The sequence below is a fragment of the Streptomyces hydrogenans genome (assembly GCF_014656075.1).
Classification (GTDB): domain Bacteria; phylum Actinomycetota; class Actinomycetes; order Streptomycetales; family Streptomycetaceae; genus Streptomyces; species Streptomyces hydrogenans.
On the sequence record NZ_BNBS01000026.1, the window covers coordinates 58,984 to 81,690 of the forward strand.

At 74.9% G+C, this 22,707-nt stretch carries 19 protein-coding genes, 1 tRNA gene and 3 pseudogenes; 12 read left to right on the plus strand and 11 right to left on the minus strand.

Going from position 1 to position 22,707, the window contains the following annotated elements; all coding sequences use genetic code 11:
* Positions 1-41: 41 nt before the first annotated feature.
* From IE321_RS14050 to IE321_RS14065, 4 genes are all read right to left on the minus strand, one after another.
* On the minus strand, positions 42-944 hold the full coding sequence (locus tag IE321_RS14050) for a hypothetical protein (protein ID WP_190223114.1): 903 nt from the start codon (positions 942-944) through the stop codon (positions 42-44).
* On the minus strand, positions 941-1,951 hold the full coding sequence (locus IE321_RS14055; RefSeq protein WP_190223115.1) for an SPFH domain-containing protein: 1,011 nt from the start codon (positions 1,949-1,951) through the stop codon (positions 941-943). Before IE321_RS14055 ends, IE321_RS14050 begins: the two co-directional genes overlap by 4 nt.
* A 280-nt stretch (positions 1,952-2,231) precedes the next feature.
* Positions 2,232-3,260: a DMT family transporter gene (locus IE321_RS14060; protein WP_190223116.1), complete on the minus strand. Its 1,029-nt coding sequence runs from the start codon at positions 3,258-3,260 to the stop codon at positions 2,232-2,234.
* A complete protein-coding gene (locus IE321_RS14065; RefSeq protein WP_190223117.1) occupies positions 3,257-4,072 on the minus strand; it encodes a phosphatase PAP2 family protein in 816 nt (271 codons plus the stop codon). The genes IE321_RS14060 and IE321_RS14065 overlap by 4 nt, the downstream gene beginning before the upstream one ends.
* Positions 4,073-4,289: 217 nt before the next feature.
* Here IE321_RS14065 and IE321_RS14070 point away from each other — a divergent pair, with 217 nt between their 5' ends.
* Positions 4,290-4,892 (plus strand): TetR/AcrR family transcriptional regulator, encoded by a 603-nt coding sequence (locus IE321_RS14070; protein ID WP_043227167.1) that lies wholly within the window; start codon positions 4,290-4,292, stop codon positions 4,890-4,892.
* Positions 4,893-4,921: 29 nt separating this feature from the next.
* Positions 4,922-5,290 carry a DUF488 domain-containing protein gene (locus IE321_RS14075; RefSeq protein ID WP_190223118.1) on the plus strand — a complete coding sequence of 123 codons (369 nt, stop codon included), beginning with the start codon at positions 4,922-4,924 and terminating at the stop codon, positions 5,288-5,290.
* Between the two features lie 293 nt (positions 5,291-5,583).
* Here IE321_RS14075 and IE321_RS14080 read toward each other — a convergent pair whose 3' ends face one another.
* Positions 5,584-6,120 (minus strand): DUF309 domain-containing protein, encoded by a 537-nt coding sequence (locus IE321_RS14080; protein ID WP_229916397.1) that lies wholly within the window; start codon positions 6,118-6,120, stop codon positions 5,584-5,586.
* Between the two features lie 104 nt (positions 6,121-6,224).
* Between IE321_RS14080 and IE321_RS14085 the strand changes: the two genes are divergently transcribed.
* The 3 genes from IE321_RS14085 to IE321_RS14095 all read left to right on the plus strand — a co-directional run bounded on the left by IE321_RS14085 (position 6,225) and on the right by IE321_RS14095 (position 7,226).
* Positions 6,225-6,301 (plus strand) — tRNA-Pro (locus IE321_RS14085).
* Complete coding sequence (locus IE321_RS14090; RefSeq protein WP_226652747.1) at positions 6,301-6,942, plus strand: SUMF1/EgtB/PvdO family nonheme iron enzyme; 642 nt, start codon at positions 6,301-6,303, stop codon at positions 6,940-6,942. The genes IE321_RS14085 and IE321_RS14090 overlap by 1 nt, the downstream gene beginning before the upstream one ends.
* Positions 6,942-7,226: a hypothetical protein gene (locus tag IE321_RS14095; RefSeq protein ID WP_190223120.1), complete on the plus strand. Its 285-nt coding sequence runs from the start codon at positions 6,942-6,944 to the stop codon at positions 7,224-7,226. The genes IE321_RS14090 and IE321_RS14095 overlap by 1 nt, the downstream gene beginning before the upstream one ends.
* A 47-nt stretch (positions 7,227-7,273) precedes the next feature.
* On the opposite strand, the gene IE321_RS14100 is transcribed toward IE321_RS14095, so the two are convergent.
* On the minus strand, positions 7,274-7,963 hold the full coding sequence (locus IE321_RS14100; RefSeq protein WP_190223121.1) for a class I SAM-dependent methyltransferase: 690 nt from the start codon (positions 7,961-7,963) through the stop codon (positions 7,274-7,276).
* A gap of 137 nt (positions 7,964-8,100) precedes the next feature.
* The gene (locus tag IE321_RS14105) at positions 8,101-9,876 is read right to left on the minus strand and encodes a nucleobase:cation symporter-2 family protein (protein WP_226652746.1); all 1,776 of its coding nucleotides are present in this window, start codon (positions 9,874-9,876) and stop codon (positions 8,101-8,103) included.
* A 433-nt stretch (positions 9,877-10,309) separates the two neighbouring features.
* On the opposite strand from IE321_RS14105, the gene IE321_RS14110 reads away from it, so the two are divergent.
* From IE321_RS14110 to IE321_RS14130, 5 genes and pseudogenes are all read left to right on the plus strand, one after another.
* Positions 10,310-11,026, plus strand: coding sequence for a helix-turn-helix domain-containing protein (locus IE321_RS14110; protein ID WP_190223122.1), 717 nt, complete (start codon positions 10,310-10,312; stop codon positions 11,024-11,026).
* Positions 11,027-11,348: 322 nt separating this feature from the next.
* A complete protein-coding gene (locus IE321_RS14115; protein WP_190223123.1) occupies positions 11,349-12,779 on the plus strand; it encodes a nucleobase:cation symporter-2 family protein in 1,431 nt (476 codons plus the stop codon).
* Positions 12,780-13,267: 488 nt separating this feature from the next.
* Entirely contained in the window at positions 13,268-15,172 is a 1,905-nt protein-coding gene (locus IE321_RS14120) for a potassium channel protein (RefSeq protein WP_226652745.1), read from the plus strand.
* A gap of 48 nt (positions 15,173-15,220) precedes the next feature.
* Positions 15,221-15,742 (plus strand): annotated as a pseudogene (locus IE321_RS14125) (tRNA (adenosine(37)-N6)-threonylcarbamoyltransferase complex transferase subunit TsaD); the annotation flags it as partial.
* Positions 15,743-15,933: 191 nt separating this feature from the next.
* Positions 15,934-16,071: pseudogene (locus IE321_RS14130) on the plus strand (MSMEG_1061 family FMN-dependent PPOX-type flavoprotein); the annotation flags it as partial.
* A 209-nt stretch (positions 16,072-16,280) separates the two neighbouring features.
* Here IE321_RS14130 and IE321_RS14135 read toward each other — a convergent pair.
* From IE321_RS14135 to IE321_RS14150, 4 genes are all read right to left on the minus strand, one after another.
* Positions 16,281-16,865: a TerD family protein gene (locus IE321_RS14135; RefSeq protein ID WP_043231977.1), complete on the minus strand. Its 585-nt coding sequence runs from the start codon at positions 16,863-16,865 to the stop codon at positions 16,281-16,283.
* A gap of 194 nt (positions 16,866-17,059) precedes the next feature.
* Positions 17,060-17,635, minus strand: coding sequence for a TerD family protein (locus tag IE321_RS14140; RefSeq protein ID WP_043231975.1), 576 nt, complete (start codon positions 17,633-17,635; stop codon positions 17,060-17,062).
* A gap of 302 nt (positions 17,636-17,937) precedes the next feature.
* A complete protein-coding gene (locus IE321_RS14145) occupies positions 17,938-19,653 on the minus strand; it encodes an ABC transporter ATP-binding protein (protein ID WP_190223124.1) in 1,716 nt (571 codons plus the stop codon).
* Positions 19,650-21,578 (minus strand): ABC transporter ATP-binding protein, encoded by a 1,929-nt coding sequence (locus IE321_RS14150; protein WP_190223125.1) that lies wholly within the window; start codon positions 21,576-21,578, stop codon positions 19,650-19,652. Before IE321_RS14150 ends, IE321_RS14145 begins: the two co-directional genes overlap by 4 nt.
* A 148-nt stretch (positions 21,579-21,726) precedes the next feature.
* Here IE321_RS14150 and IE321_RS14155 point away from each other — a divergent pair, with 148 nt between their 5' ends.
* Both IE321_RS14155 and IE321_RS41950 read left to right on the plus strand, forming a co-directional pair.
* Positions 21,727-22,449 carry a TetR/AcrR family transcriptional regulator gene (locus tag IE321_RS14155; RefSeq protein ID WP_190223126.1) on the plus strand — a complete coding sequence of 241 codons (723 nt, stop codon included), beginning with the start codon at positions 21,727-21,729 and terminating at the stop codon, positions 22,447-22,449.
* A 75-nt stretch (positions 22,450-22,524) separates the two neighbouring features.
* A pseudogene (locus IE321_RS41950) lies at positions 22,525-22,707 on the plus strand (hypothetical protein); the annotation flags it as partial.

The window sequence follows — 22,707 nt, forward strand, 5'->3', positions numbered from 1 at the left end:
GGCCGGGCCCGGCGCGCGGCCGGGTCCCCGGGCGGGACAGATCAGGTCACCAGGCGCAGGCGGGTGTCGGCGACGGACAGACGGACGGTCTGGCCCCAGGTCAGGTCGAGGGCGTCGGACTCGACGCCGTCGCCGAAGGCGACGAGGCGGTCGGACTCGACGGTGAGGCGCAGGTCCTGCCCGGGACCGAGCAGCCCTTCGACCCGGCGCGTGCCGGTCGTCGGGGAGGGCCACGCCTCGCGGACGAACCAGGCGAGCCGGGGCTCCGCCGGCCCGGGCAGCGCCAGCGCGCTGGAACGCTGCTGCCAGAGCGAGCGGAGCCAGCCGGTGGCACCGGTGCCGGTGCCGGCCAGCACCCCCGAGGACGCCTGGGGTTCGGGGCCGGGGTCGTCGCCGCCCGCCGCGTCCAGGGTGTAGCGGGCCGTCTGGTGGCCCGGCGGGCCCACGTAGATCTCGTTCAGGGCGAGCAGCCGCTGGCCGTCGTCCGTGGCCGCCGCGACCATGGTCAGCTCGTCGACCGCCGTTCCCGGCCCGGCCGCGTGCGGCAGCAGTCGGCGGGCGTCCGCGGGCCGGTGCCGGACGAGCACGCCGGGGTTGCGCCCGGGGTCGGCGTCCACGCCGACGACGGGCTGCCCGGCGAGGTACTTGGCGGTGTTGGCGACCAGCCCGTCCTGGCCGACCACCACGACCACGTCCTCCGGCCCGAAGAGGAACCGGTCCAGATCGGCGCGTTCCACCCGGGTCTGTCGCCAGGCCAGCGGCACGGCGGCGGCGACCGCCGCGAGCGCCCGCCGCGCACGGTCGTGCCGCTCGCGGACCTCGTCGGCCGAGCGGCCGCGGGCCGCGAGGAAGAACGCGGCCTGCCCGTGCGTCCCGTGCCGGGCGAGCAGCTCCTCGTACTCCGTCCTGCGGTGCACGAGGACCGCCCGCGGCGCGAGGCTCACGCGCCCGTCCCGCCGCTGCCGCCGAGCTTCGCGAGGAGGCCGGTGAGGACGTCGGGGGAGAGGGTGAGGTGCTCGATCCGGGGCAGCTGCTCGGCGGCCCGGGCGAGCGCCCGGGCGTGCAGGACGGCCGGCTCGGCCGCCGCGTGCGCCTGGAGCCACGCCGTCTGCGCGGCGGCCCAGGCCTCGCCGACCTCGCGCGCCGCCTCCGCCTCGGCCCGCGCCAGACGCACCTTCCGCACGGCCTCGGCCTCTGCCCGCACCGCGTCCGCGGCGGCGGACTCCTCCGCCTCGCGGCGCGCGTTGGTGCCGCGCTGCTCGACGAGCCGCTCCTCCTGGCGGGCCAGCTCGATCTTGCTGGCCAGCTCGTTCTCCGCGATCGTCCGCTCCCGCTCGACCGCCACCGCGCGCCGCTCGTACGTGGCCCGGTCGGCCTCCTGCTGGATCTGCTCGCGCGCCGGGGTGCGCAGGGCGCGCTCGACCTCGGGCTCGGGGCGGAGCGCGATCACGCGGACCGCGACCACCTCGATGCCGGTGGCCGGCAGCCGCGGTTCGGCGGCCAGCCCGTCCGTGATCCGCTCCCGCACCGCCGCCACGCCGTCCACCAGCGCCCGGGCGAGCGGGGTGCGCGCGAGGACGTCGAGGGCGTGCTGCTGGGCGGTCTCGGTCAGCAGCGTCGCGATCTGCTCCAGCGGGGTGCCCCGCCAGACCCCGGTGTCGGGGTCGATGGAGAAGTCGAGCCGCGCGGCGGCCGTCGCCGGGTCCCCTATCCGGTACGTGACGGTGGACTGCACGCTCACGTCCTGGAAGTCCGCGGTGCGCGCGTGGAAGGCCATGGCCAGCTCGCGGTCGTCCACCGGCACCTCGGACAGTGCCGCGCTCCGCGGCCGGAACCAGAAGCTGAGTCCGGCCCCGTCGTGCGCGAGCCGCCCGCCGCGCATGTGCCGGACGTGGGCGGTGGGCGCGGAGCGCAGGTGGCGCCAGCCTGCCCGCCGGGTGATGTCGGCCATGAGAGAACCCCCTTGTCGTCACCATGACGATAGAGCCGGAGGTCGGTTGTCGTCAAGGTGACGCTAAGAGGGTTTTGGGGTGGAGGAGAGGGGGAGGGGCGGAGGGTGCTGCCGGGGTGGAGGAGAGGGGGAGGGGAGGAGGGTGCTGTCGGGGTGGAGGAGAGGGGGAGGGGTGGAGGGTGCTGTCGGGGTGGAGGAGAGGGGGAGGGGGGGAGGGGCGCAGGGCCGGGGAGGACCCCCTCCCCGGCCCTGCCGGGCGGGCGGGGTCCCGCCCCGCCCGTCACCGCGCCGGCTCCGCCTCCCGTACGGGAGTGAGCGTGCCGCCCAGCGCCTCGGCCAGGTTCGACATCGCCGGCTCGCCGAGGGACGGCGGCACCGTGACCGGGCCCGCCGGGCGGGCCTCGGGCGCCGCGGCTTCCGGCTCGGGTCGCGCGGGCGTCAGGCCGCCCGTGGTCAGGAGGACGACGCCCAGGGCCGCGACCAGCGACGCCGCGGCGGCGGCCGGCCAGCCCCAGGCGCCCGCGCGGACGGTCTCGCCCAGCAGGGCCACCCCGGTGACGGCGGCGGCCGCCGGGTTCGACAGGTTCACCACCGCCAGCGGAGCGGCCAGGCCGCCCCGGTAGGCGGTCTGCGAGAGGAGCAGCCCGCCCATGGCGAAGGCCGAGATCAGCACCGCGAGCAGGGCGGTCTGCCACCAGGACGGCCGCCCGCCCGGGAGGCCGAGGGCCAGCGCGGCGGTGAGGGTCTGGGTGAGGGCCGAGCCGACGCCCGAGGCGATGCCGGAGGCGGTCGCGTGCCCCAGCCCGCCGGCCCGTACGCCGCCCCCTTCACGCCCGGCCCGCCCGCCGCCCGCGAGCGCCGCGATCAGCAGCGCCGTCGCCCCGGCGACCACCAGGGCCTCGGCCAGGGTCAGCGCCTCGCCGGGCGCGGCCGGCGCGGTGACCGCGACGAGGCCGACCAGGCCCACCAGGGTCCACAGCGCCCCGCGCCACTCGGTCCGGGTCACCCGGCGGCGGACCGTGCGGGCCGCCAGCGGCAGCGCCGCGACGAGGGTCAGCGCGCCGAGCGGCTGCACCAGCGTCAGCGGCCCGTAGTGGAGGGCGGCGACGTGGGCGAGGGCTCCGGCGGCGTTCAGGCCGACGGCCGACCACCACTGGCCGCGCGCGAGCAGCGCCCGCAGCGCCCCGCGCCCCGAGGGGGTGGCGGGGGCGGCGGCGAGCAGGGCCTCGGCGACGGCGGCGAGCGCGTACCCGGCGGCGGAGACGAGCGAGAGGAGCACCGCGATCACGGTGCCGGCGGCGGCGTTCATCGGCGCGCCCCGATCGGGACGACCCCGGCGTCGGTCCGCTGCCGGGGCGCGCCGGGCGCCGCGGTCGTCGGCTCGGACGGCGGGGACGGCTCGGACGGGCGTTCCGGCGTCGGGACGACGAGCAGGGCGAAGCCCAGCAGGACCGCCGCGGCGAGCGCGTCCGTCCAGTAGTGGTTGGCGGTGCCGACGATCACGAGCAGCGTCAGCGCCGGATGCAGCAGCCACCACCAGCGCAGCGGCGAGCGCGTCGCGGCGATGAGGCCGATCGCGACCATCAGCGCCCAGCCGAAGTGCAGCGACGGCATCGCGGCGAACTGGTTCGCCATCGAGTCGGCCTCCGGGACGGCGCCGTACACGGACGGGCCGTAGACCCGCGCGGTGTCCACCAGGCCGGTGGCGGCGAGCATCCGGGGCGGCGCGAGCGGCACCAGGATGTGCAGCGCCAGCGCGGCGCCGGTGAGCAGCGCCAGGACGCGCCGCGACCACACGTAGTGCGCGGGGCGGCGCCAGTACAGCCAGGCGAGGAAGGCGATCGTGGCGGGGAAGTGCACGGCCGCGTAGTAGGTGTTCGCGGCCCGGATCAGCGGCTCGCCGTGCAGCAGGAGCTGCTGGACCGCGCCCTCGCCGGGGAAGTGGAGGGCGCGCTCGGCGTCCCACACGAGGTCGGCGTTGCGGAAGGCGGCGGTCTCGTGGCCGTTCGCGAGGAGCCGGCCGAACTTGTAGACGAGGAAGAGGCCGGTGACGAGCAGCAGCTCGCGCAGGAGCGGTGGGCGTCCGCCCTCCGCCCGGGAGGCGGGACGCGTCCCGGGCATCCCGCCCGTCCCGCGTATCCGGGTCGCCATGGCGCGGCACTTCCCATCCGTCAATCGGTCAAATCTGCAACAAACGGAGGAACTCTAGATCCGATTTCATCGAGACGCAAGCGTCTCGATACGTTTGCGTCTCGATTGTGCACCCCCTACTCTCGTATGTGCAGAGAAGGGTGCTCTCGTCCCCCGCGGAGGGCCCCGAGGTTTCCGGGAGGAACCGATGTCCACGCAGGCCGCCACCGCCGCCGCTCGCCGCAGCAAGATCACGCCGGAGCGGGAGGCGGAGCTGTACGAGGCCGTGCTCCGCCTGCTGCGCGAAGGCGGCTACGACGCGGTGACCATGGAGGGCGTCGCGGCCCTCACCAAGTGCGGCAAGGCCACCCTCTACCGGCAGTGGGGCAGCAAGCCGCAGCTCGTCACCGCCGCCCTCGCCGCCCGCCGCTGCGCGATCTTCACCGGCATCGACACCGGCGGCCTCGCGGGCGACCTGCACGAGGCCGCCCGCATCGCCACGGCCCGCCACGAGCACGACACCGAGCTCATGGAGGCCGTCGCCCAGGCGTACCTCCACCACCCCGACCTGCGCGGCTGCATCCGCGAGACCGTCATCGCCCCCGAGGTCGCGGCCATCGACGCCGTCGTCCAGCGGGCCGTCGACCGGGGCGAGGTCGCCGCCGACAACCCGGCCATCCCCTTCGTCGCCCCCAGCTTCATGGGCCTGCTCCGCATCGAGCGGCTCCTGGAGGACCGCTTCCCCGACGCCTCCGCCGCCCGCGCGTTCGTCGACGCCGTCCTGCTGCCCGTCCTGCGCGTCGACGGGTGACGCGCGCCGGGGTCCCGCACCCTGGAGCCATGCCCGCCACCGCCCCCGCCGTCCGCGTCCGCCGTGTCTACGACGCCCCGGCCCCCGACGACGGCGTCCGCGTCCTCGTCGACCGCCTCTGGCCCCGCGGCCTCGCCAAGGCGGACGCCCACATCGACGAATGGCCGAAAGCGCTCACCCCGTCCACGGAACTCCGCCGCTGGTACCACGGCCCCGGCGAAGGCGACTACGACGAGTTCCGCCGCCGCTACGAGGCCGAACTCGCGGCCCCCGACGCCGCTGACGCCCTCGACCGCCTCCGCACCCTCGCCGAAACGTCCCCCCTCACCCTCCTCACCGCCACTAAGCACCCAGAGACCAGCCACACCACGGTCCTCAAGGAAGTCCTGACCACCTAGCGGGCGACGGCGGTCCGGCCCCGTGCCCGCCCCTCGCCCCAGCCTCCCGCGGGCACCTCCCGCGACGGCCCGCCCGGCGGCCGGGGTGCCTCGGTGGCGGCCGGTACCCGCACCGGTCTCCGGCGACGGACCGCTCGGCGGGCACCGCCACGACCCCGGGCGTTGACTCAGCCCGCCGCGCCACGGCCCTCCACCAGCGGGGGCGCCTCGGTGGCGGCCGTCCCGTAAGGCACCCGCTCCGGCCTCCGGCGACGGACCGCCCGGCAGGCGTCGCCGAGGCCCCGGGCGGTCACTCAGCCGGCCGCGCCACGACCCTCCGTCAGCCGGGGTGCCTCGGTGGCGGCGTCCGGGGGAGCGGTCCCGCCGGCGCCGCCCGGTTCCACCCGGCCGGCCAGCTCCTCCGCCCAGGCCACGAGCCCGGGAACGTCCACGCCGTACGTCTCGCCGCCCCCGTCCGCGTACCCCGCGACCCGCCCGGCCCCGCGCCGCAGCAGCCGCGCCCCGCCCGTCGCGTTCCCCCGCGCGGCGTGCGTCAGGCCCACCGCCAGCTGGGCCAGGCCCTGCCACAGCTCGCGCTCACCGCCCGGCCCCGACTTCCACGCGTCCTCGAAGACCTCGTGCGCGTGGAACGGCATCCCGGCGTCCAGCAGCCGCTGCGCCTCCCGCAGGGTCTCCCCGGGCGCCCGCACGACCCCCTCGGGCTGCCGCGCCACCCCCGGGGCGCCGTACGGCAGCTGCCGCCCGAGCCCGTCCCGCGGCCGCGCGCTGCGCGCCCGCCCCTCCTCGTCGCGGTCCCGGCCGCGCCCGTACCTTCCGGATGCCTCGCTCACCCCGCCATTCTCCGCCCCCGCGCACGCATGTGTGATCTCCCCCCACGGAGTGAGGTAGTGTTCTCCTGCACGCCGACGCGGGGAAACCCGCCACCGACGAGCACCGGGACGTGGCGCAGCTTGGTAGCGCACTTGACTGGGGGTCAAGGGGTCGCAGGTTCAAATCCTGTCGTCCCGACCATGCGGAAACGCAGGTCGGAGGTCGTTCTCTCATCCGTGAGAGGGCGGCCTTTCGTGCTTCCCGGGCCGTGGTGGTCGCAGTGTGGTCGCACGCCCGGTCCGGGGCCGGCTCGCCAGGGTGCTGGTGGTGGGGGAGCGGAGCCGGCCGAGGGCTTCCCCGGCGGCGGCGAGGGGCCGGTACGCCGGGTGCTCCTCGCTCCCTTCCTCATCGACGTCTGCGCGGTCACCGACGAGCAGTTCGCCTGCTTCGTCGATGCCACGGGATGCGTCCCTGACGCGGAACGCATCGGCTGGTCCTACGTCTTCGCGGGCTTCCTGCCCGCGGTCCTGCGCCGGGGATCGCCTCGCCCGGCCCGTACTCCGCGGTGGTGCGGTGTCGCCGGAGCGCGCTGGGACCGGCCCGAAGGGCCGGGCGCCACCACGGCGGGCCGGTGGGGCCATCCCGTGGCCCACGTCTCGTGGAACGACGCCCAGGCGTACGGCCGCTGGGCGGGCAAGTGCCTGCCCACGGAGGCCGAGTGGGAGTACGCGGCCCGCGGCGGCCTGGAGCGGAAGCGCTACCCCTGGGGGGACGAACTCGATCCGGAGGGGCGGTACCGCTGCACCATCTGGCCCGGGACGTTCCCGTCGAGGAACACCTGATGGCCGCAGGCTCCGACCTGGGGAGCGCGGGGTGTGGTCTGGCCCTCCTCGCGGAGTTCAGCTACGCGTCGGCACGGGACGCCTTCCTCGTCGGCCGCGAGGGCGACCGTCCCCGGACGGCAGAGGACCGTGACGCCCTCGCGCGGGAGTCCCTCGACGCGTATCCGGCGGTACGGAGCCTGGCCGACGCCGGTCTCATGTCCAGGACGGCGGCCCGGTTCGACCTCGACGTGGACGTGTTCATCGCCGGCATGGAACAGCGCCTCCCCACGAGGGGTTCGTGAGGAGGCGCTGTGCTCCGGCCGGCTGTCGCCGCCCTCGGAAGGGGGGTTCAGGGGACGGCGCGGACGATCACCAGCGATCCTTCGTAGGCGGGCAGACGGCGGAGGTGGCCGAAGCGCTCGTCCCACTCGCCCGACCGGAGTTCGCGGCGCAGGGTCGTGTCGAACGCCTCACGGGCCCGGTCGTCGACGAAGCTCCAGGCCGACCCCGGTCGGCGGGCCGCCGGGTCGAGGAGCAGTTCGGGGCGTCCGTAGTACGCCTCGTCGAAGGTGTCGGTGCAATCGAGGGGAATGGGGACACGCCGCACCGAGGCGGAGCCTCCAAGGGCGGCGACCAGGTGGGCGACCGGCGGATGGCGGCGGGCTTGGACGGCCAGCACCGCGGGGGCGTACCGGTCCAGCCAGAACCCGCGGACGCGCGAGGGGTCGACGGCGAGGACCACGACGGGTCCTCGTGTCACACGGCGCAGTTCCCGCAGCCGGGTGAGGGCGTCGGGGACGCGGGGCGCGTTGCAGAGCATCGTGGCCGCGTCGAAGCTCTGGTCGCCGAAGGGGAGCCGGACGCCACCGAGGCCGGGCAGCGAGTCCGAGTCGAGCACCGTCCGGGCGGATCCGAGGGCCTCGGCCACGACGTGGGCGATTCTCTCGTCGGGACCAGGGGCGGGAGCGGGGGCGCGGCGGGGCGCGCCGCCGCCGGGGGAGCCGCCCGTGCGAGGGAGGGCGGCGGAAGCGGTGGTCATCGGTGCTACCTCGTCTTGTCGCCTGGGAGTCGGTGGGGCGGCGGCCCTCGGTGCCGAATCCGGGGATGGTCCGGTGTCGGCTCACCCTGTCGCCGGGCCTGCGCGCCGTCGGGTCCGGCGACGGGCGGGAAATCGGTCTACCGGCTGTCGTCGGCGGCCGAGGGGGGCTGCGGGTCCTGCCAGGGATCGGCGGCCTCCGCTCCGTGCCGTTCCCGGGGAAGGCCGGGACCGGGGTGTCGTGGGTGGAGGGGGTGGAAGGGGCCGGGGAAGACGATGTCCTCGGCGAGGGCGTCCCCGGGGAAGCCGCCGGGAGGGGGAGACGGACGGTGCGGGGCCGGGGCCTCGTGCGGCGGGTGGTGCGGGTGGGTGTCGGCGGGATCCACCGGGCCGGTCAGGTAGGGCCAGAGGGGAGCGGGGTGTGCCGTACCGCTCGCGTCCTGGTCGCGGGTGCCGGACGGGGAGACGGCGGGCCGGAAGGGCGACCAGTCGGCGGCGGGGCTTCCTCCGGGAACGGTGCCGGCGGTGTCGAGGGCGGTGACCTGTTCCGCGGAGATCGCGTCGAGGTCGGCCTCGGTGCCGCGACCCAGGTGGTTCAGGAGGTAGTTGAGGAGGACCGCGACCAGGCAGCCGGCGGTGATGCCCGAGCCGAGGACGGTCGCCACCGGGGCGGGAAGGCGGTCGTAGAAGTCCGGATCGAGGACGGGGAAGAGACCGAAGGCGAGGGTGACGGAGACGATCAGGGCGTTGTGGCCGGTGCCCAGGGCGGCCTTGGTCAGGGTGCGGATGCCGGTGACGGCGACGGAGCCGAAGAAGACCACGCCCGCGCCGCCGAGGACGGGCAGCGGGACGAGGGCGACCAGCGACCCGAGGACGGGCACGAAGCCCATCAGGACCAGGATGGCGCCGCAGAGCGTGACGACGTACCGGCTGCGGATCCGGCTGAGGGCGACCAGGCCGACGTTCTGCGCGTACGACGTGCTGGTGAACGCTCCGAGGACGCCGCCGAGGACCGTGGCGAGGCCGAGGGCGCGGAGACTTCCGGCGATGGTCCGGTCCTGGACCGGCCGCTCGGCGACCGCGCCCAGCGCCAGCAGTGCGGCGGTGGACTCCATCATGGACACGACCATCACCACCGCGGCGGTGGCGATCACGGTGGGGACGAACTGCGGAGCGCCGAAGCCGAAGGGCGTGGGCAGGGCGAACAAGGGCGCCTGGGTGAGGGCGTCGAGGTCGACCTTGCCCAGCGGGACGGCGATCAGGGTGCCCGCGAGCATGCCGATGAGGATGGCGACCCGTCCGAGGAAGCGGCCCGAGAGCATGCGGTGCACGGTCAGGGTGATGACGAGGGTCGTCGCCGCCAGTACCAGGTTGGCGGGCGAGCCGAAGTCGGCGGCTTCGGCGTCTCCGCCCCGGGCCCAGGTGCCGGCGACCGGTAGCAGGGAGATGCCGACCAGGGTGATGACGCAGCCGCTGACGACCGGTGGGAAGAACCTGACCAGCCGGCGGAAGACGGGAGCGAGCAGGAGGCAGAGGACTCCGGCCACGAGGGTGGCCCCGAAGATCGCCGGCAGGGCGCTGTCGCGCCCCTGGGTGGCGGCGGTGGCGAGCGCCGGTGCCACGACGGCGAACGAGACCCCGTTGACCAGGGGCAGCCCGGCGCCGACGCCGTGGACGCCGAGGGTCTGGGCGATCGTGCCGAGCCCGGCGATCAGCAGCGCGGCGGCCAGGAGGGCGGAGAGTTGGGACGGGGTCAGCCCCAGGGCGCTGCCGATGATCAGCGGTGGGGCGGTCAGGCCGGCGTACATGCTCGCCACGTGTTGGAGGGCGGCGGGCAGCATGCGGCGGGCGGGAAGGATCTCGTCGACCGGATGGGGTGGGGTCCGGGGCGTGCGGACAGTGGCGCGGGGCAGCAAGGCAGGTCCTTGGGACACCGCCCGCGGGCAGGGGGCTGCCGAGGGCGTGTGGGCAGAGTGACCGGTGCCGGGGGACGGCCCGAACCGGGAGCATGGCCGATGGGGCGCGTCGCGGGGGTGGGCGACTTCCACATTGGTTCCGCATGACGGAAATGCTTTTCCGTCCTGGACGGACGGGACTTTATGACCCGCCCTGAACCTCGTCAACTCCCCCAAGCCGGAAGCCGAGTTCCCGGCAGATTCTGGAGGAACCGACAGTCACCGTGCCGTCCGCTCCGCTGAGCCCGCTGGCATCCGTACGCAAAGGACCAGGTCATCGACGGTCAGCGTACTCAGGAGATCCGACGAAGCCGCCGGATGCCGGCCGACGGGAGCCTCATCGGAGCGTCTCGGCCCTTGGCCACGACCGGCACGGTCCCTACGGTGTGCCGCTATGTCACCCGCAGACGATCCGTACGCCCTGCCCCCCTTCCACCCCGCCCGTGCCGCCGCCGTCCGCACCCAACTCGGCCTGACGCTCGGGCAGGTCGCCTGGGCCGTCGCCGCCTACTGCGGTTCCCCCGTGCACCCGGGCCTCGTCGAGGCCTGGGAAGCCGGCACCGCCACGCCCGAGAGCGCCCAGGTGAAGGCCCTCGCGGCGGCCCTCTGGTGCTCCCCGGCCGACCTCGTCACAGAGCCCACCACCCTCGCCCAGTGCCGTACCGTCGCCGGACTCACCGTCAACGAGACCGCGGCGGCCCTCGGACTCACCCTCGGGCAGTGGCAAGACGCCGAACGCCGAAACCACTGGCAGGGCACGCCCGCGCAGACGGACGCGCTCCTGAAGCTCCTCTGCCCGCCACCGGCCTGCTTCGTCGCCGCGTGCGGCAGAACCGCCCAGCTCCGCGTACTGCTCAGAGAAGCGGCCACCACCTGGTGGCCCCCCTACGTCGGCTCCCTCACGCGCATCGTGCCCCTCGACCCCGCGGTACTGCGCCACGCCCTCGAACGTCTCCACCTCGCCTACCAGCAGTGGGAGGGCGCGGCCGGCGGAACGCCCCGTCAGGCCGCCCGCGCGGAGGCGCTGGCGGCCGACTTCCTCGAACGCATCGACCTGCACCTGTGGCACCACGTCCGCGAGGCCGTGAACCCGCCCCGTCCCGCCTCTTGACTCCCACGCCGCGCCATGAGGAACTGTTCCGACTTCGCCGGACGGAGTGGCACCGCACGCATCACGGACAGATGCGCGAAGGCCGGTCGAGGGACCGCGGGAACGCAGGGACACCCATCCCCTCCCGCCCGTTCCCCGGCGCCCCACTCCCCGCTCTCCGGCCGCGTCATCCAGGTGCGGCGGCCCGTTACGGGCCGCCGCCCGGTGCCGCGTCTCCCACCCCCCGTCATCACCCGCACCCGCAGAGCCTCGCGTCTCGTACGCAGGCTCTCCCACAGGGCTGCCCGCGCTCCCAAGGGACCGCCGCGGCCAGGAGGCACCCATGCCGGAATCCCACACCGCCCCGGAACCGACGAAGACCGAGGCCGGATCCGACGCCCGTCCCGACAACCCCGCAAGACCGGACGACACCCATCCGGTCGATCGGATGCTGCCCCCGGTGAAGCTCTTCAGCGCCGGCCTGCAGCACGTCGCAGCCATGTACGCGGGTGTCGTCGCACCCCCGCTGGTCGTCGGCATCGGCGTGGGACTGTCCACCGCCGACATCGCGTTCCTGATGAGCGCCAGCCTGTTCACCTCCGGGATCGCCACGCTGCTGCAGACGCTCGGGTTCTGGAAGGTCGGAGCACGGCTGCCGTTCGTCAACGGCGTCTCCTTCGCCGGCGTCGCACCCATGCTCGCGATCGCCAAGGCCGAAGGGCCCGAGGACGCCCTGCCCGTCATCTACGGCGCCGTGATCGTCGCCGGAGTCTTCGGGTTCCTCCTCGCCCCCTTCTTCTGCAAGCTGATCCGCTTCTTCCCGCCCGTCGTCACCGGCACGGTCATCACCCTCATCGGCGTGTCCCTGCTGCCCGTGGCCTTCAACTGGGCCCAGGGCGGGAACGCGCAGGCACCGGACTACGGAAGCCTCGAGTACATCGGCCTCGCCACCGCCACCCTGCTGATCACCGTGGCCCTGCGCCGGCTCCTGACGGGATTCCTGAAGCAGATCTCCATCCTGCTGGGACTCGTCGCCGGCACGCTGATCTCCCTGCCGCTGGGGGTCGCCGACTTCAGCTCCGTCGGCGACGCCGACATCATCGGCATCCCCACCCCGTTCCACTTCGGCGCACCGCAGTTCGCGGCGGCGGCGATCATCTCCATGTGCATCGTGATGCTCGTGTCGATGACCGAGTCCACCGCGGACGTCCTCGCCCTCGGCGAGATCGTCGAGAAGCCCGCGGACGAGAAGACCCTCGCCGCCGCTCTGCGCGCCGACGGCCTCGGCACCGCCCTCAGCCCCCTCTTCAACGGCTTCGCCGCCAGCGCCTTCGCCCAGAACGTCGGCCTGGTCGCCATCACCAAGGTCCGCAGCCGCTTCGTCGTCGCCGCGGCCGGCGGCATCCTCATCCTGCTGGGCCTCTGCCCGCTGCTCGCCTCCGTCGTCGCGCTCATCCCGCAGCCGGTCCTCGGCGGCGTCGGCATCGCCCTCTTCGGGACCGTCGCCGCAAGCGGCATCCAGACCCTCGCCGGAGCCGCCCTCGAACGCGGCGACAACGTCCTCATCGTCGCCATCTCCCTCGGCGCCGGCATCATCCCCATCGCCGCCCCGGACTTCTACCACGCCTTCCCCGAGGGCGCCCGCATCGTCCTCGACTCCGGCATCAGCACCGGATGCGTGGTCGCCGTCCTGCTCAACCTCGCCTTCAACCACCTCGGCCGGAAGACCGACCCGGCTCTGGAGGCGCTGCCCTCGCCCGCCGCCCACCACTGAAATGACCCCGTGACAAGGGCGCCGCGCCGTCCGGCGGAAGGCGGTGACACGGGGCCGCCGGTGCACGTCGCGCCCGCTTCGGCGGCGGGGGCGGCGTCCTCGGCGGTCAGAAGTGGTTGGACTGCTCGTGCGTGAAGTCCATAGGAGTTCCACCTGATTTGAACGCATCTTCCTGGTGTCGGAATAGCGGCACTGTCGGACTTCCGGCGTACGGTGCCGGGATCTTGTCCGGGCGTGCCGGCCGTCGCCGGGGAGCGCGCCCACCGGCATCGTCGTCCTTCGGCAGAGCACGGCGACGGGACATGAACGCCCTGAACAAGCCCGCAAGTTGCCGGGAGCAGGCATGTGACCCGGAGTCGGGGCCATGGCACGCTGCGGCGGGCACACAGGGGCTCCGCCGGACCGTTCGTCGCCGCGTCGGAGCCCTCGTACCCGCCCGGCCGGCGTCACGTCACGGTCGTCGGATCAGTCCGCACCACGGGGGAAGCATGTCCTTGCTGCCGCATCAGGAGAATCCTCGGACCGACGGGCACATGGTGGTCTGCGGCGACGACGGACTCGCGCACCGGCTGGCGGCCGAGCTGCGAGAGGTCTACCGGCGCCAGGTGGTCCTCGTCGTCCCGGTCACCGAACCGCAGGACCACGGCGCCGAGCCGACGGCTCCGGTCCCGGCGGGGCAGTTCTCCGCGGGAACCGGGCCACCGCCGCGGGAAGTACCCTCCCCGGCACCCACCCGCGAAGCTCTCCGGCGGGCCCGGGTGGAGTCCGCCGCCGCCCTCGCCCTGCTCTACGAGGACGACGAGACGAACCTCCGGGCCGCGCTCGCCGCGCGCCGGCTGAACCCGGGGCTGCGCCTGGTCGTCCGCATGTACAACCGCAAGCTGGGCGACCGGCTGGAGGAGCTCCTCGACCAGGCCGTCCTCGTGACCGAGCCGGGCGTGGACCGGACCGTCCTGGACGCGTCCACGACGGTGCTGTCCGACGCGGACACCGCCGCGCCGGCGCTCGTCGCCACGGCGATCGCCGACACGAGGAAGGTGGTGCAGGCCGGCGGCCTGCTGCTGCGCGCGGCGGAGCGGCCCGCGCCCGGCCGGGGCGAGGTCCCCGACCCGGGACTGTGCACGCTCGCGCTGCTGTCGTCGACCACCACGGACCCCGCCGGGGCCGAGGGCTCGGACACCAGCGGGGCGGGAGGTCCCGACCTCCTGCCCGACGACCGGGTCGTCCTGGCGTCCCAGGGCCGGGGAACGATCGTCCTGGAGGCGGTCCGCCGGGCCGGCCCCGCCCTGCCGCCCCGGCGCCTGGCACGCCGCGGCGCCCCGCTCGGCGAGGTGTTCTCCGCCCGTCTGCGGTGGGCGCTGGCCGGTGTCGTCGCCGCGGTGCTCGTCCTGACGGGCACCACGATCGCGCTCACCGACGCCGGGCCCGTCCAGGCCGCGTACCTGACCCTGCTCGACCTCTTCTCCATCAACGACCCGGCCCTGGAGGAGCCGACCACCCGGCAGGTGCTCCAGCTGCTGTCCGGACTGGCCGGCCTCGCCCTGCTGCCGCTGCTCGTGGCCGGAGCGCTGGAGGCCCTGGGCACGTTCAGGGCGGTCGGCGCGCTGCGCCGCCCGCCCCGCATCCTCTCCGGTCACATCGTGCTGCTAGGCCTCGGCAAGATCGGCGCCCGGGTCCTCGCCCGCCTGCGGGAGTACGACATCCCGGTCGTCTGCGTCGAACAGGACCCGGACGCCCGCGGCATCCCGCTCGCCCGCGACCTCGGCGTCCCGGTGATCCTCGGTGACGTCACCGAGGACGGCGTCCTCGACGCCGCCCGCGTCCACCGGGCCGACGCCCTGCTCGCCCTCACCAGCTCCGACACCACCAACCTGGAGGCCGTCCTCGCCGCGCGGACCCTCCACAGCGGCCTGCGCACGGTGCTGCGGCTCTACGACGACGACTTCGCCACCGCCGTCTACCGCACCCTGCGCTCCGCCCACCCCGACGCCGTCACCCGCAGCCGCAGCGTCTCCCACCTCGCCGCCCCCGCCTTCGCCGGCGCCATGATGGGCCGCCAGATCCTGGGGGCGATACCCGTGGAGCGCAAGGTCCTGCTCTTCGCCGCGCTCCTCGTCGCCGGCCATCCCCAGCTCGAAGGGCGGACCGTCGCCGAGTCGTTCCGTGCCGACTCCTGGCGGGTCCTCGCCCTCGACACCGCCGACGCCTCCGCCCGCCGCCCCGACCTCGCCTCCACCCCGCTCGACGGCGAACGGTCCGAACTCCTCTGGGACCTCCACCCCGGTTACGTCCTCCAGCCCCGCGACCGCGTCGTCATCGCCGCCACCCGCCGCGGTCTCGCCGAACTCCTCGCGACCGGCCCGCAGCCCGCGTCCGAACCGGCCGCCGGGTGAGGCGCCCCGCGCCACGTCCCGGTACGGCCGTCGTCGGCCGGGCTACGGGGACCGGCCATCGACCGGGCCGCCCGTGGCGGGGACCCGCGCGCCGTGGACTTCCCCCGCCCCCTGACGCGCCCCGGCGACGACCCGTACGCCTTCTCCTTCTCCGGCCTCAAGACGGCCGCCGCCCGCTGGGTCGAGAAGTACCGGGCCCAGGGTCTCGACCTGTCCGTCGCGGACGGGGCCGCCGCCCTCCGGGAGGCCGTCGCCGACGTCCTGACCCGCAAGGCCCTCGCGGCCTGCAAGGCGTACGGCGTGAAGACGCTGATCGTGGTCGGCGGCGTCGCCGCGAACTCCCGCGTCCGCGGCCTGGCCGAGCAGCGGTGCGCCGCCGCGGGCGTCGAGCTGCGCGTCCCGCCGATGACGCTGTGCACGGACAGCGGTGCCATGATCGCGGCCGTCGGCGACCTCCTCGTACGGTCCGGAGCCGAACCCGCCCCACTGGACGTGTCCATCGACCCGTCCGCACCCCTGGAGTACGCCTCCCTGACCCCGCTGTCGGCACTCCCGGCGAGAGCCGCCTGATGCCCGCCCTCGTCCGGCCCGTCTCCGGGAACCGAGCCGCCTCCTTGCGCACGCGGACGGCGTCCGTGCCGTGTACGCGGAGGCGGACGACGGTCCGCCCTGACGTGAGGACGCCGACCGGGCCGACGGCGGCGAGGACACCTTCCGCGGATCGGCCCGGCTGGGTTCGGGGCATGACGACACCTCCCACCGCCGGCGCCTGGAAGCCGGGGCAGTGGCTGACGGCGGACGCCCAGCCGGCCTCGGCCGAGGTGACGCGGGCCCGGCTGCGCATGCCGGAGCTGACGATCGCCGACATCGAGCAGGCGGAGGCGGACTCGCTGATGTGACGGTACGAGTGACGGGCCGAGAGGTGAGATCCGTCGACACCTCCGAACCGACCCGTCCACCACGCCGCACGGCGCGCGGCCCCGCGCCGTGCCCCGGGCGTGCGGATCCCGTGGTGGGTTGCCACCGCCGGATCCGCACGCGGGTCGCCGGGTCGCGCGGGGAGGCGGTGGCGGTACGCCGTGCCGCGGGGGGCCGGATCGCCGCCCGGTTACTTGCTGGCGGCGAAGCGCATCAGGGCCTGCTCGTCGCCCTGCTTGATCTTGCCCGTCTCGTTGATCACTTCGAGCTTCCAGCCGTCGGTCGCGCGGATCGCCTTGGCGACCGCGCACCCGTTGTCGCTGCTGAGCATGCTCGGCCAGATGTCGGCCACCTGCTGGGAGTTGCCGCCGGTCGCGTCGTACACCTTGAAGCTGATGTTGCGCGCCTGCTGGAAGGAGCTGCCCTTCTTGTACGCGGCGGCGACGAACACGATGGAGGTGACGTGGGCCGGCACGCGGGCGAACTCGACCGTCACCGTCTCGTCGTCGCCGTCCCCGTGTCCGGTCTGGTTGTCGCCGCTGTGCACGAGGGAGCCGTTGCCCATCGGGTCCAGGGAGTCCAGGCCCGCGAGGCGCACCGGGTCGCCGTTGTGCATGGCGATGGCGATCAGGTCGAGGTCGGTGCCCTTCTTGCGGCGGAGCACGCCCATCACACCGCCGCTGCTTCCGGCGGTGGGGTCCCAGGACACCCCGATGGACATGTGGGTCACGCCGGCCAGGTCCGCCGGGCCGTCTTCCTTCGTGAGCGTAATCATCCGTCGATCATCCTTCTTCCTGCTGTGCTGTGAGATGCGTAGCGGCCGGTGCGGCCCCCGACGCGCAGGCGGCGTTGACCGGTGGCGTGAAGTCGTGTCGCCTCGCACGGCCACCCAACCCGGGCGGTGCGGCCGCGCGCAAGCTCCTGCGCACGCGCGTGAGCGGAGGGGCCGATTCCCTGCGACGCGCCGGGTCAGACGTTCACGCCGAAGTCGGCCGCGATGCCCGCGAGGCCGCTGGCGTAGCCCTGGCCGACGGCGCGGAACTTCCATTCGGCACCGTTCCGGTACAGCTCGCCGAAGACCATCGCGGTCTCGGTGGCGGCGTCCTCGGAGAGGTCGTAACGGGCGAGCTCGACGCCGTCGGCCTGGTTGACGACGCGGATGAAGGCGTTGCGGACCTGGCCGAAGCTCTGGCCGCGGTTGTCGGCGTCGTGGATGGAGACCGGGAAGGCGATCCTGGTGATGCCCGCGGGCACGGCGGAGAGGTCGACCTTGATGGACTCGTCGTCGCCGTCGCCCTCACCGGTGAGGTTGTCGCCGGTGTGCTCCACCGAACCGTCCGGGCTGGTGAGGTTGTTGTAGAAGACGAAGTGGCGGTCGGAGGCGACCTTGCCGGTGTCGTCCAGCAGGAGGGCGCTGGCGTCCAGGTCGTGGTCGGTGCCGGTGGTCGTCCGTACGTCCCAGCCCAGGCCGACCAGCACCGCCGTGAGGCCGGGGGCCTCCTTGCTGAGGGAGACGTTGCCGCCCTTGGCGAGGCTCACACCCATGTCACGTTCCTTCCCGTGGCGGCCCCCGGCGCGAGGGCCCGGGGCGCTGACTTGCGGAGATTTGAATCTACAACACTGTAGAAAACGAGGACCCCCCTGGTTGCCGCCCGACTTCCGCGAGGGGCCCTTGGCCCCGGCCCGCCGGGGGACAGGTGCCCATGCTGCTGGGGACGGTGCGGGGCGCGTCGCCGGTTCCGGCGGCGGGTCGGGCCGTGCGGCGGCGAGTCGGCCGTGCGGCGGGAGGGGCCGTTCCGGAGCCGTCCGGAACGGCCCCTCGGTCGCTCGCGGGAGGGCGGGGCGGCTCAGACGGGCGTCGCCGGGGTCAGGGAGGCGTCCCAGAAGGCGGCGTAGCGGCCGCCGAGGCGCAGCAGCTCTTCGTGGGTGCCCTGTTCCGCGATCCGGCCGCCGTCGAGGAAGACGACGTGGTCGGCACGGCGGACGGTCCGCATCCGGTGCGCGACCGTCACCACCGTGCGGCCCGCCATCAGGCGCTCGACGCCCTCGTGGACGGCGGCCTCGTTCACCGGGTCCAGCGCGGAGGTCACCTCGTCCAGGAGGACGACGGGGGCGTCCTTGAGGAGGGCCCGGGCGATCGAGACGCGCTGGCGTTCGCCGCCCGACAGGAGGGCGCCGCCCTCGCCGACCGGGGTCGACCAGCCGGCGGGCAGGCGCGCGATCACCTCGTCGAGGCGGGCCGCCGTCGCCGCCGCCCGCACCTCGGACGTGTCGGCGCCGGGCCGGCCGAGGCGGACGTTCTCCTCGATCGTGCCGTCGAAGAGGTAGACGTCCTGGAAGACGACGGCGCACCGCGCCGTGAGCGTCTCCGAGGCGATCGCGCGGACGTCCGCGCCGCCCACGCGCACCGCGCCGGCGTCCACGTCGTGGAACCGCGCGATCAGCTGGAGGAGGGTGCTCTTGCCGGACCCCGACGGCCCGACCACGGCGAGCCGCCGGCCCTGCGGGACGGACAGCGACAGGTCGTCGATGACCGTGCGGTCGCCGCGGCGGAAGGTGACGTTCGCGAACTCCAGGCCGTGGCCGTCCGGCCGGACCGGCACGGCGGGTTCGGGCAGTGGCTCGGCGCGCAGCACCGCGTCGAGGAGCCCCAGTTCGTGGCGCGCCTCGCGGAGCCGTCCTCCCAGCTCCGACAGGGAGAGCAGGGGGTCCGCGCAGCGGGCGGCCAGGACCAGGACCGCGAGCAGCTCCGCCGCGCCGATGTCCCCGCCGAGCGCGAGGTGGGCACCCAGGGCGAGCACGGCGGTGAACGTCGCCTGGACCACGAGCGCCAGACCGACCACACCCGGCAGGGCCGACAGCGCGCTGCGCCGCGAGGCGCGCCGGACCTCCCGCAACGCGTCGTCGAGCAGGCCGAAGCGTTCGGCGGTCCGGCCGCCCGCGCGGAGCACCGGCTGGGCCTGGAGGAATTCGACGACCCGCCCGGCGGCCTCGTGGTCGCGCTCGTGGCGCTCCGCGTCGGACGCGGCCGCCGAGCGCCCCGTACGCAGCCGGACCACCGCCACCAGCGGGACGGCGGCCGCCGCGGCGAGCCCCAGCCGCCAGTCGGCGACCAGCAGGACGACGAGGATCGCCGCCGGGGTCACGGACGCCGCGACGAACGGTGCCAGCAGGTGCGCGATCACGCCCATCGCCCGCAGCACGCCCCGGCCGGCCAGGACCGACACCTCGCCTACGCGGCCCCCTTCGTACCAGCCGAGGGGCAGCCGGGCCAGATGGTCGCCGAGCCGGTGGTACGTGCCGCGCAGCAGCGTGCTCCCGACCAGGAATCCGGACAGGTCGCTGACGTGGCGGAGCACCGCGTAGACCCCGACCGACGCCCCGAAGGCGGCCAGCCAGGGCCAGGCGTCCTCGGGCGTGCCGCCGAACAGGGCGCGCAGCAGGGGGACGAGGAGCCCGTAGGAGAGTCCCTCGACGAGGGCGGCGGCCGCCATCAGGGCCACGGTGCGGCGCACCGGCCGGGCGTACTCGTGGCCCAGCACCCGGAGCAGCGTGCGGATCATCGGGGCTCGTCTCCTCGCGGTACGGGGGTGGGCGTCGGGCTCGGAACAGGGGCAGGAGCAGGGGCAGGGGCGGAGGCTGGGGCCACGGCTCGGGTGAGGAGCGGGGGTGGGGCCGGGTCCTGGGCCTGGGGCGAGGCGGTGGACGGGGCGCGACGGGCCGACCAGAAAGCGGCGAACCTCCCCTCCCTGGCCAGGAGTTCGGCGGGCCTGCCGCACTCCACGACCGCCCCTTCGTCCAGCATCACGACGGTGTCGGCGGCGGCGATCGTCTCCGGGCGGTGGGCGATGACCAGGACGGTCCGGTCGCCCTTGAGCGTCGTCAGGGTGTGGCGGACGGCCCGCTCGGTCTGAGGGTCGGCGAAGGCGGTCGCCTCGTCGAGGACGAGGACGGGCGCGTCGGCGAGCAGGGCGCGCGCGAGGGCGATCCGCTGCGCCTCGCCGCCCGACAGGCCGGCGTCCTCGCCGACCACCGACGCGTAGCCCCGGGGCAGTTCGAGGATCCGGTCGTGGATGTGGGCCAGCCGGGCGGCGCGGACCACGGCGTCGTGGCCGGCGTGCGGCACCGCCAGGGCGATGTTGTCCGCGACCGACGCGCGCAGCAGCCGGACGTCCTGGAAGACGAACGAGACCTTCCGGTACAGCTCCCGGGAGTCGAGGGCGCGCAGGTCGACGCCGCCGAGGACGACCGCGCCCCGGGTCGGGTCGAAGAACCGCGGCAACAGCCGCACCAGGGTGGACTTTCCGCTGCCCGAGGGACCCACGAGGGCCGTGACCGTGCCCGGTTCGAGCACCAGGTCGATGCCGCGCAGCACCTCGTGGCCGGGGTCGTAGCCGAAGCGGACGTCCCGCAGCTCCACCCGGTGGCCGTCGGGCACGGCCGGGCGCGCGGGCTCCGGCAGGGGGCGCACCTCCAGCACGTCCCGGATCCGGCCGACCGCGCGCCGGGCGGCCCGGAGGTCGTCGAAGCCGTGGCCGAGCGCCTGCACGGGGGCGGTCAGGCCCAGGCCGAGCAGCAGGAAGGGGAGGAGGTCGGCGGCGGCGATCCGGCCGGTGGTGAGGAGGACCGTGCCGCCGGTCAGCACCACGAGCAGCACGAACGGCGGCGACAGCGCGACCTGCATCCCGGCGGCGGTCCCGGCGAGCCCGCGCACCATCCGGAGGAAGCCGCCGACGAAGTCGTCGACGGCCGTGCGGAAGCGCCGCTGGACGTGCTCGCTGCCGCCGAACGCCTTGACCACCGCGATGCCCTGGACGAACTCGACGACCGCGCTCGCGATCCGCGCCATGCCGGCGTCGAACTCCTCCTGCTCCCGCAGCCGGGCCGGCGTCATCATCAGCGGGACCAGCGCCGTCGCCAGCAGCACCGGGACCAGGGTGACGAGGGTGAGCCGCCAGTCGACGGCGAACAGGTAGGCCAGCGACACCGCCGGCACCACGAAGGCGGAGACCAGCTCGCCGGGGGCGTGCGCGATGAAGGGGTGCACCGTGCTGACGTCCTCCCCGACCACCTTCGTCAGCTCGCCGGTCCGGCGCCGCGAGAACCAGCCGAGCGGCACCCTTCCCAGCCGCTCGGCCAGCAGCCGGCGCAGCGTCAGTTGCACCTGTCCGTCCAGTAGGTGGCCGAGGCCGGACGAGGCGGCGGTGAACAGCAGGCGGACGAGGAGGCCCGCGGCGCCCACGGCCACGGCGGTCCACACCCGCGCGGGGTCCGCCGGTCCCGGCGACAGCAGGGCGCGGCCCACCTCGACGACGGCCAGCAGCGGCAGCAGGCCCGCGAGGGCCCCGACGACCTGGAGGGCCACCACGGCGGCGAAGCCCGCGGAGTACGGGCGCAGCAGGCCGGCCGTGGACGGTCCTGGCGGGGAGCCGCCCTCGGGCGGGGCGGCGGACGGCTCCGCCGGCGCGGTGGCTTCGGTACTGGTCATGGTCCTCCTCGGAGTCGAACTCCCGCTCGCGCGGAGCCCGTTAACTTTCCGAACATGTTCCGAAAGTAGCATGGGGAGGCCCCGCGGACACGTGCGCCGGTGCTGCACCGGTCGCGTGGCGGAGGAAGGCAGGGGGCATGATGGGACGATGTCCCGAGCGCCCGCCCCGCACGGCCGCACCGGCCGGCCGCCCCTGACCTCCCGCGCGCAGATCCTGGTGGCAGCCCGCGGGCTCATCGACCAGGACGGCTGGGAGAAGCTGACGATCCGCCGTCTCGCCGCCGAACTGGGCATCGGGGCGACGACCCTGTACCACCACATCCGGAACAAGGACGACCTGCTGCTCCTGCTGCTCAACCACCACATCGAGCAGATCGAACGGCCCCCGCTGCCCGCCGACCCGCGCGAGCGCGTCGTCACGGCCGCCCTCGCCATGCGCGACGCCCTCCAGGCATGGCCCTGGGCCGCTGAGGTGCTGTCCGCCGACGGCTTCGTCGGCCTCCTCGACGAACCGGCGATGTGGATGGTCGAAGCCATCGTGTCCGGAGCCGGTGACCACGGGTGCACGCCCGAGCAGAGCGTCGACCTCTTCCGGGGCGTCTGGTACCTCACCGTCGGCGAGGTCCTCGTCCGCGCCCGCTCCGCCCGCCGCCAGGACGAGGGGCGGCCCTTCGCCCACCGCGACGACCTCGACCCGGCCCAGGTGCCCCACCTGGCCGCCATCGGCGTCCGCTGGGCCCCGCTGGCCGCCCGGGACGTCTACCCCCGGACGCTCGGCACGCTCGTCGACGGGCTGCTCGCCGGAGCCGGCGGAGGAGGAGGCGGGTCGGCCGACCGACGGTGGTCCGACAGCGGCGTGACCGCGGACTGACGGAGCGGCGACCGGGCTGACGGCGGTGTGACGCGGCTCACCGGAACACGTCGCCCGCCCCGGTCAGTACCCGTCATGAACGTTTCTTCCCCGAAGCCCTCGTCCACCCCCGCCGGCGCGTCCACCCCCGCCGCCGACGACGCGCACACTTCCTCCGCCCTCCGCGCCCGGCCGTCGTCCCGCCGGTCCGGGCGGCGCGGGCTGGCCGTCACGACCGCCGCGGGCGCCGCCGCGGCCGTCCTCCCGGCCGGTCCGGCC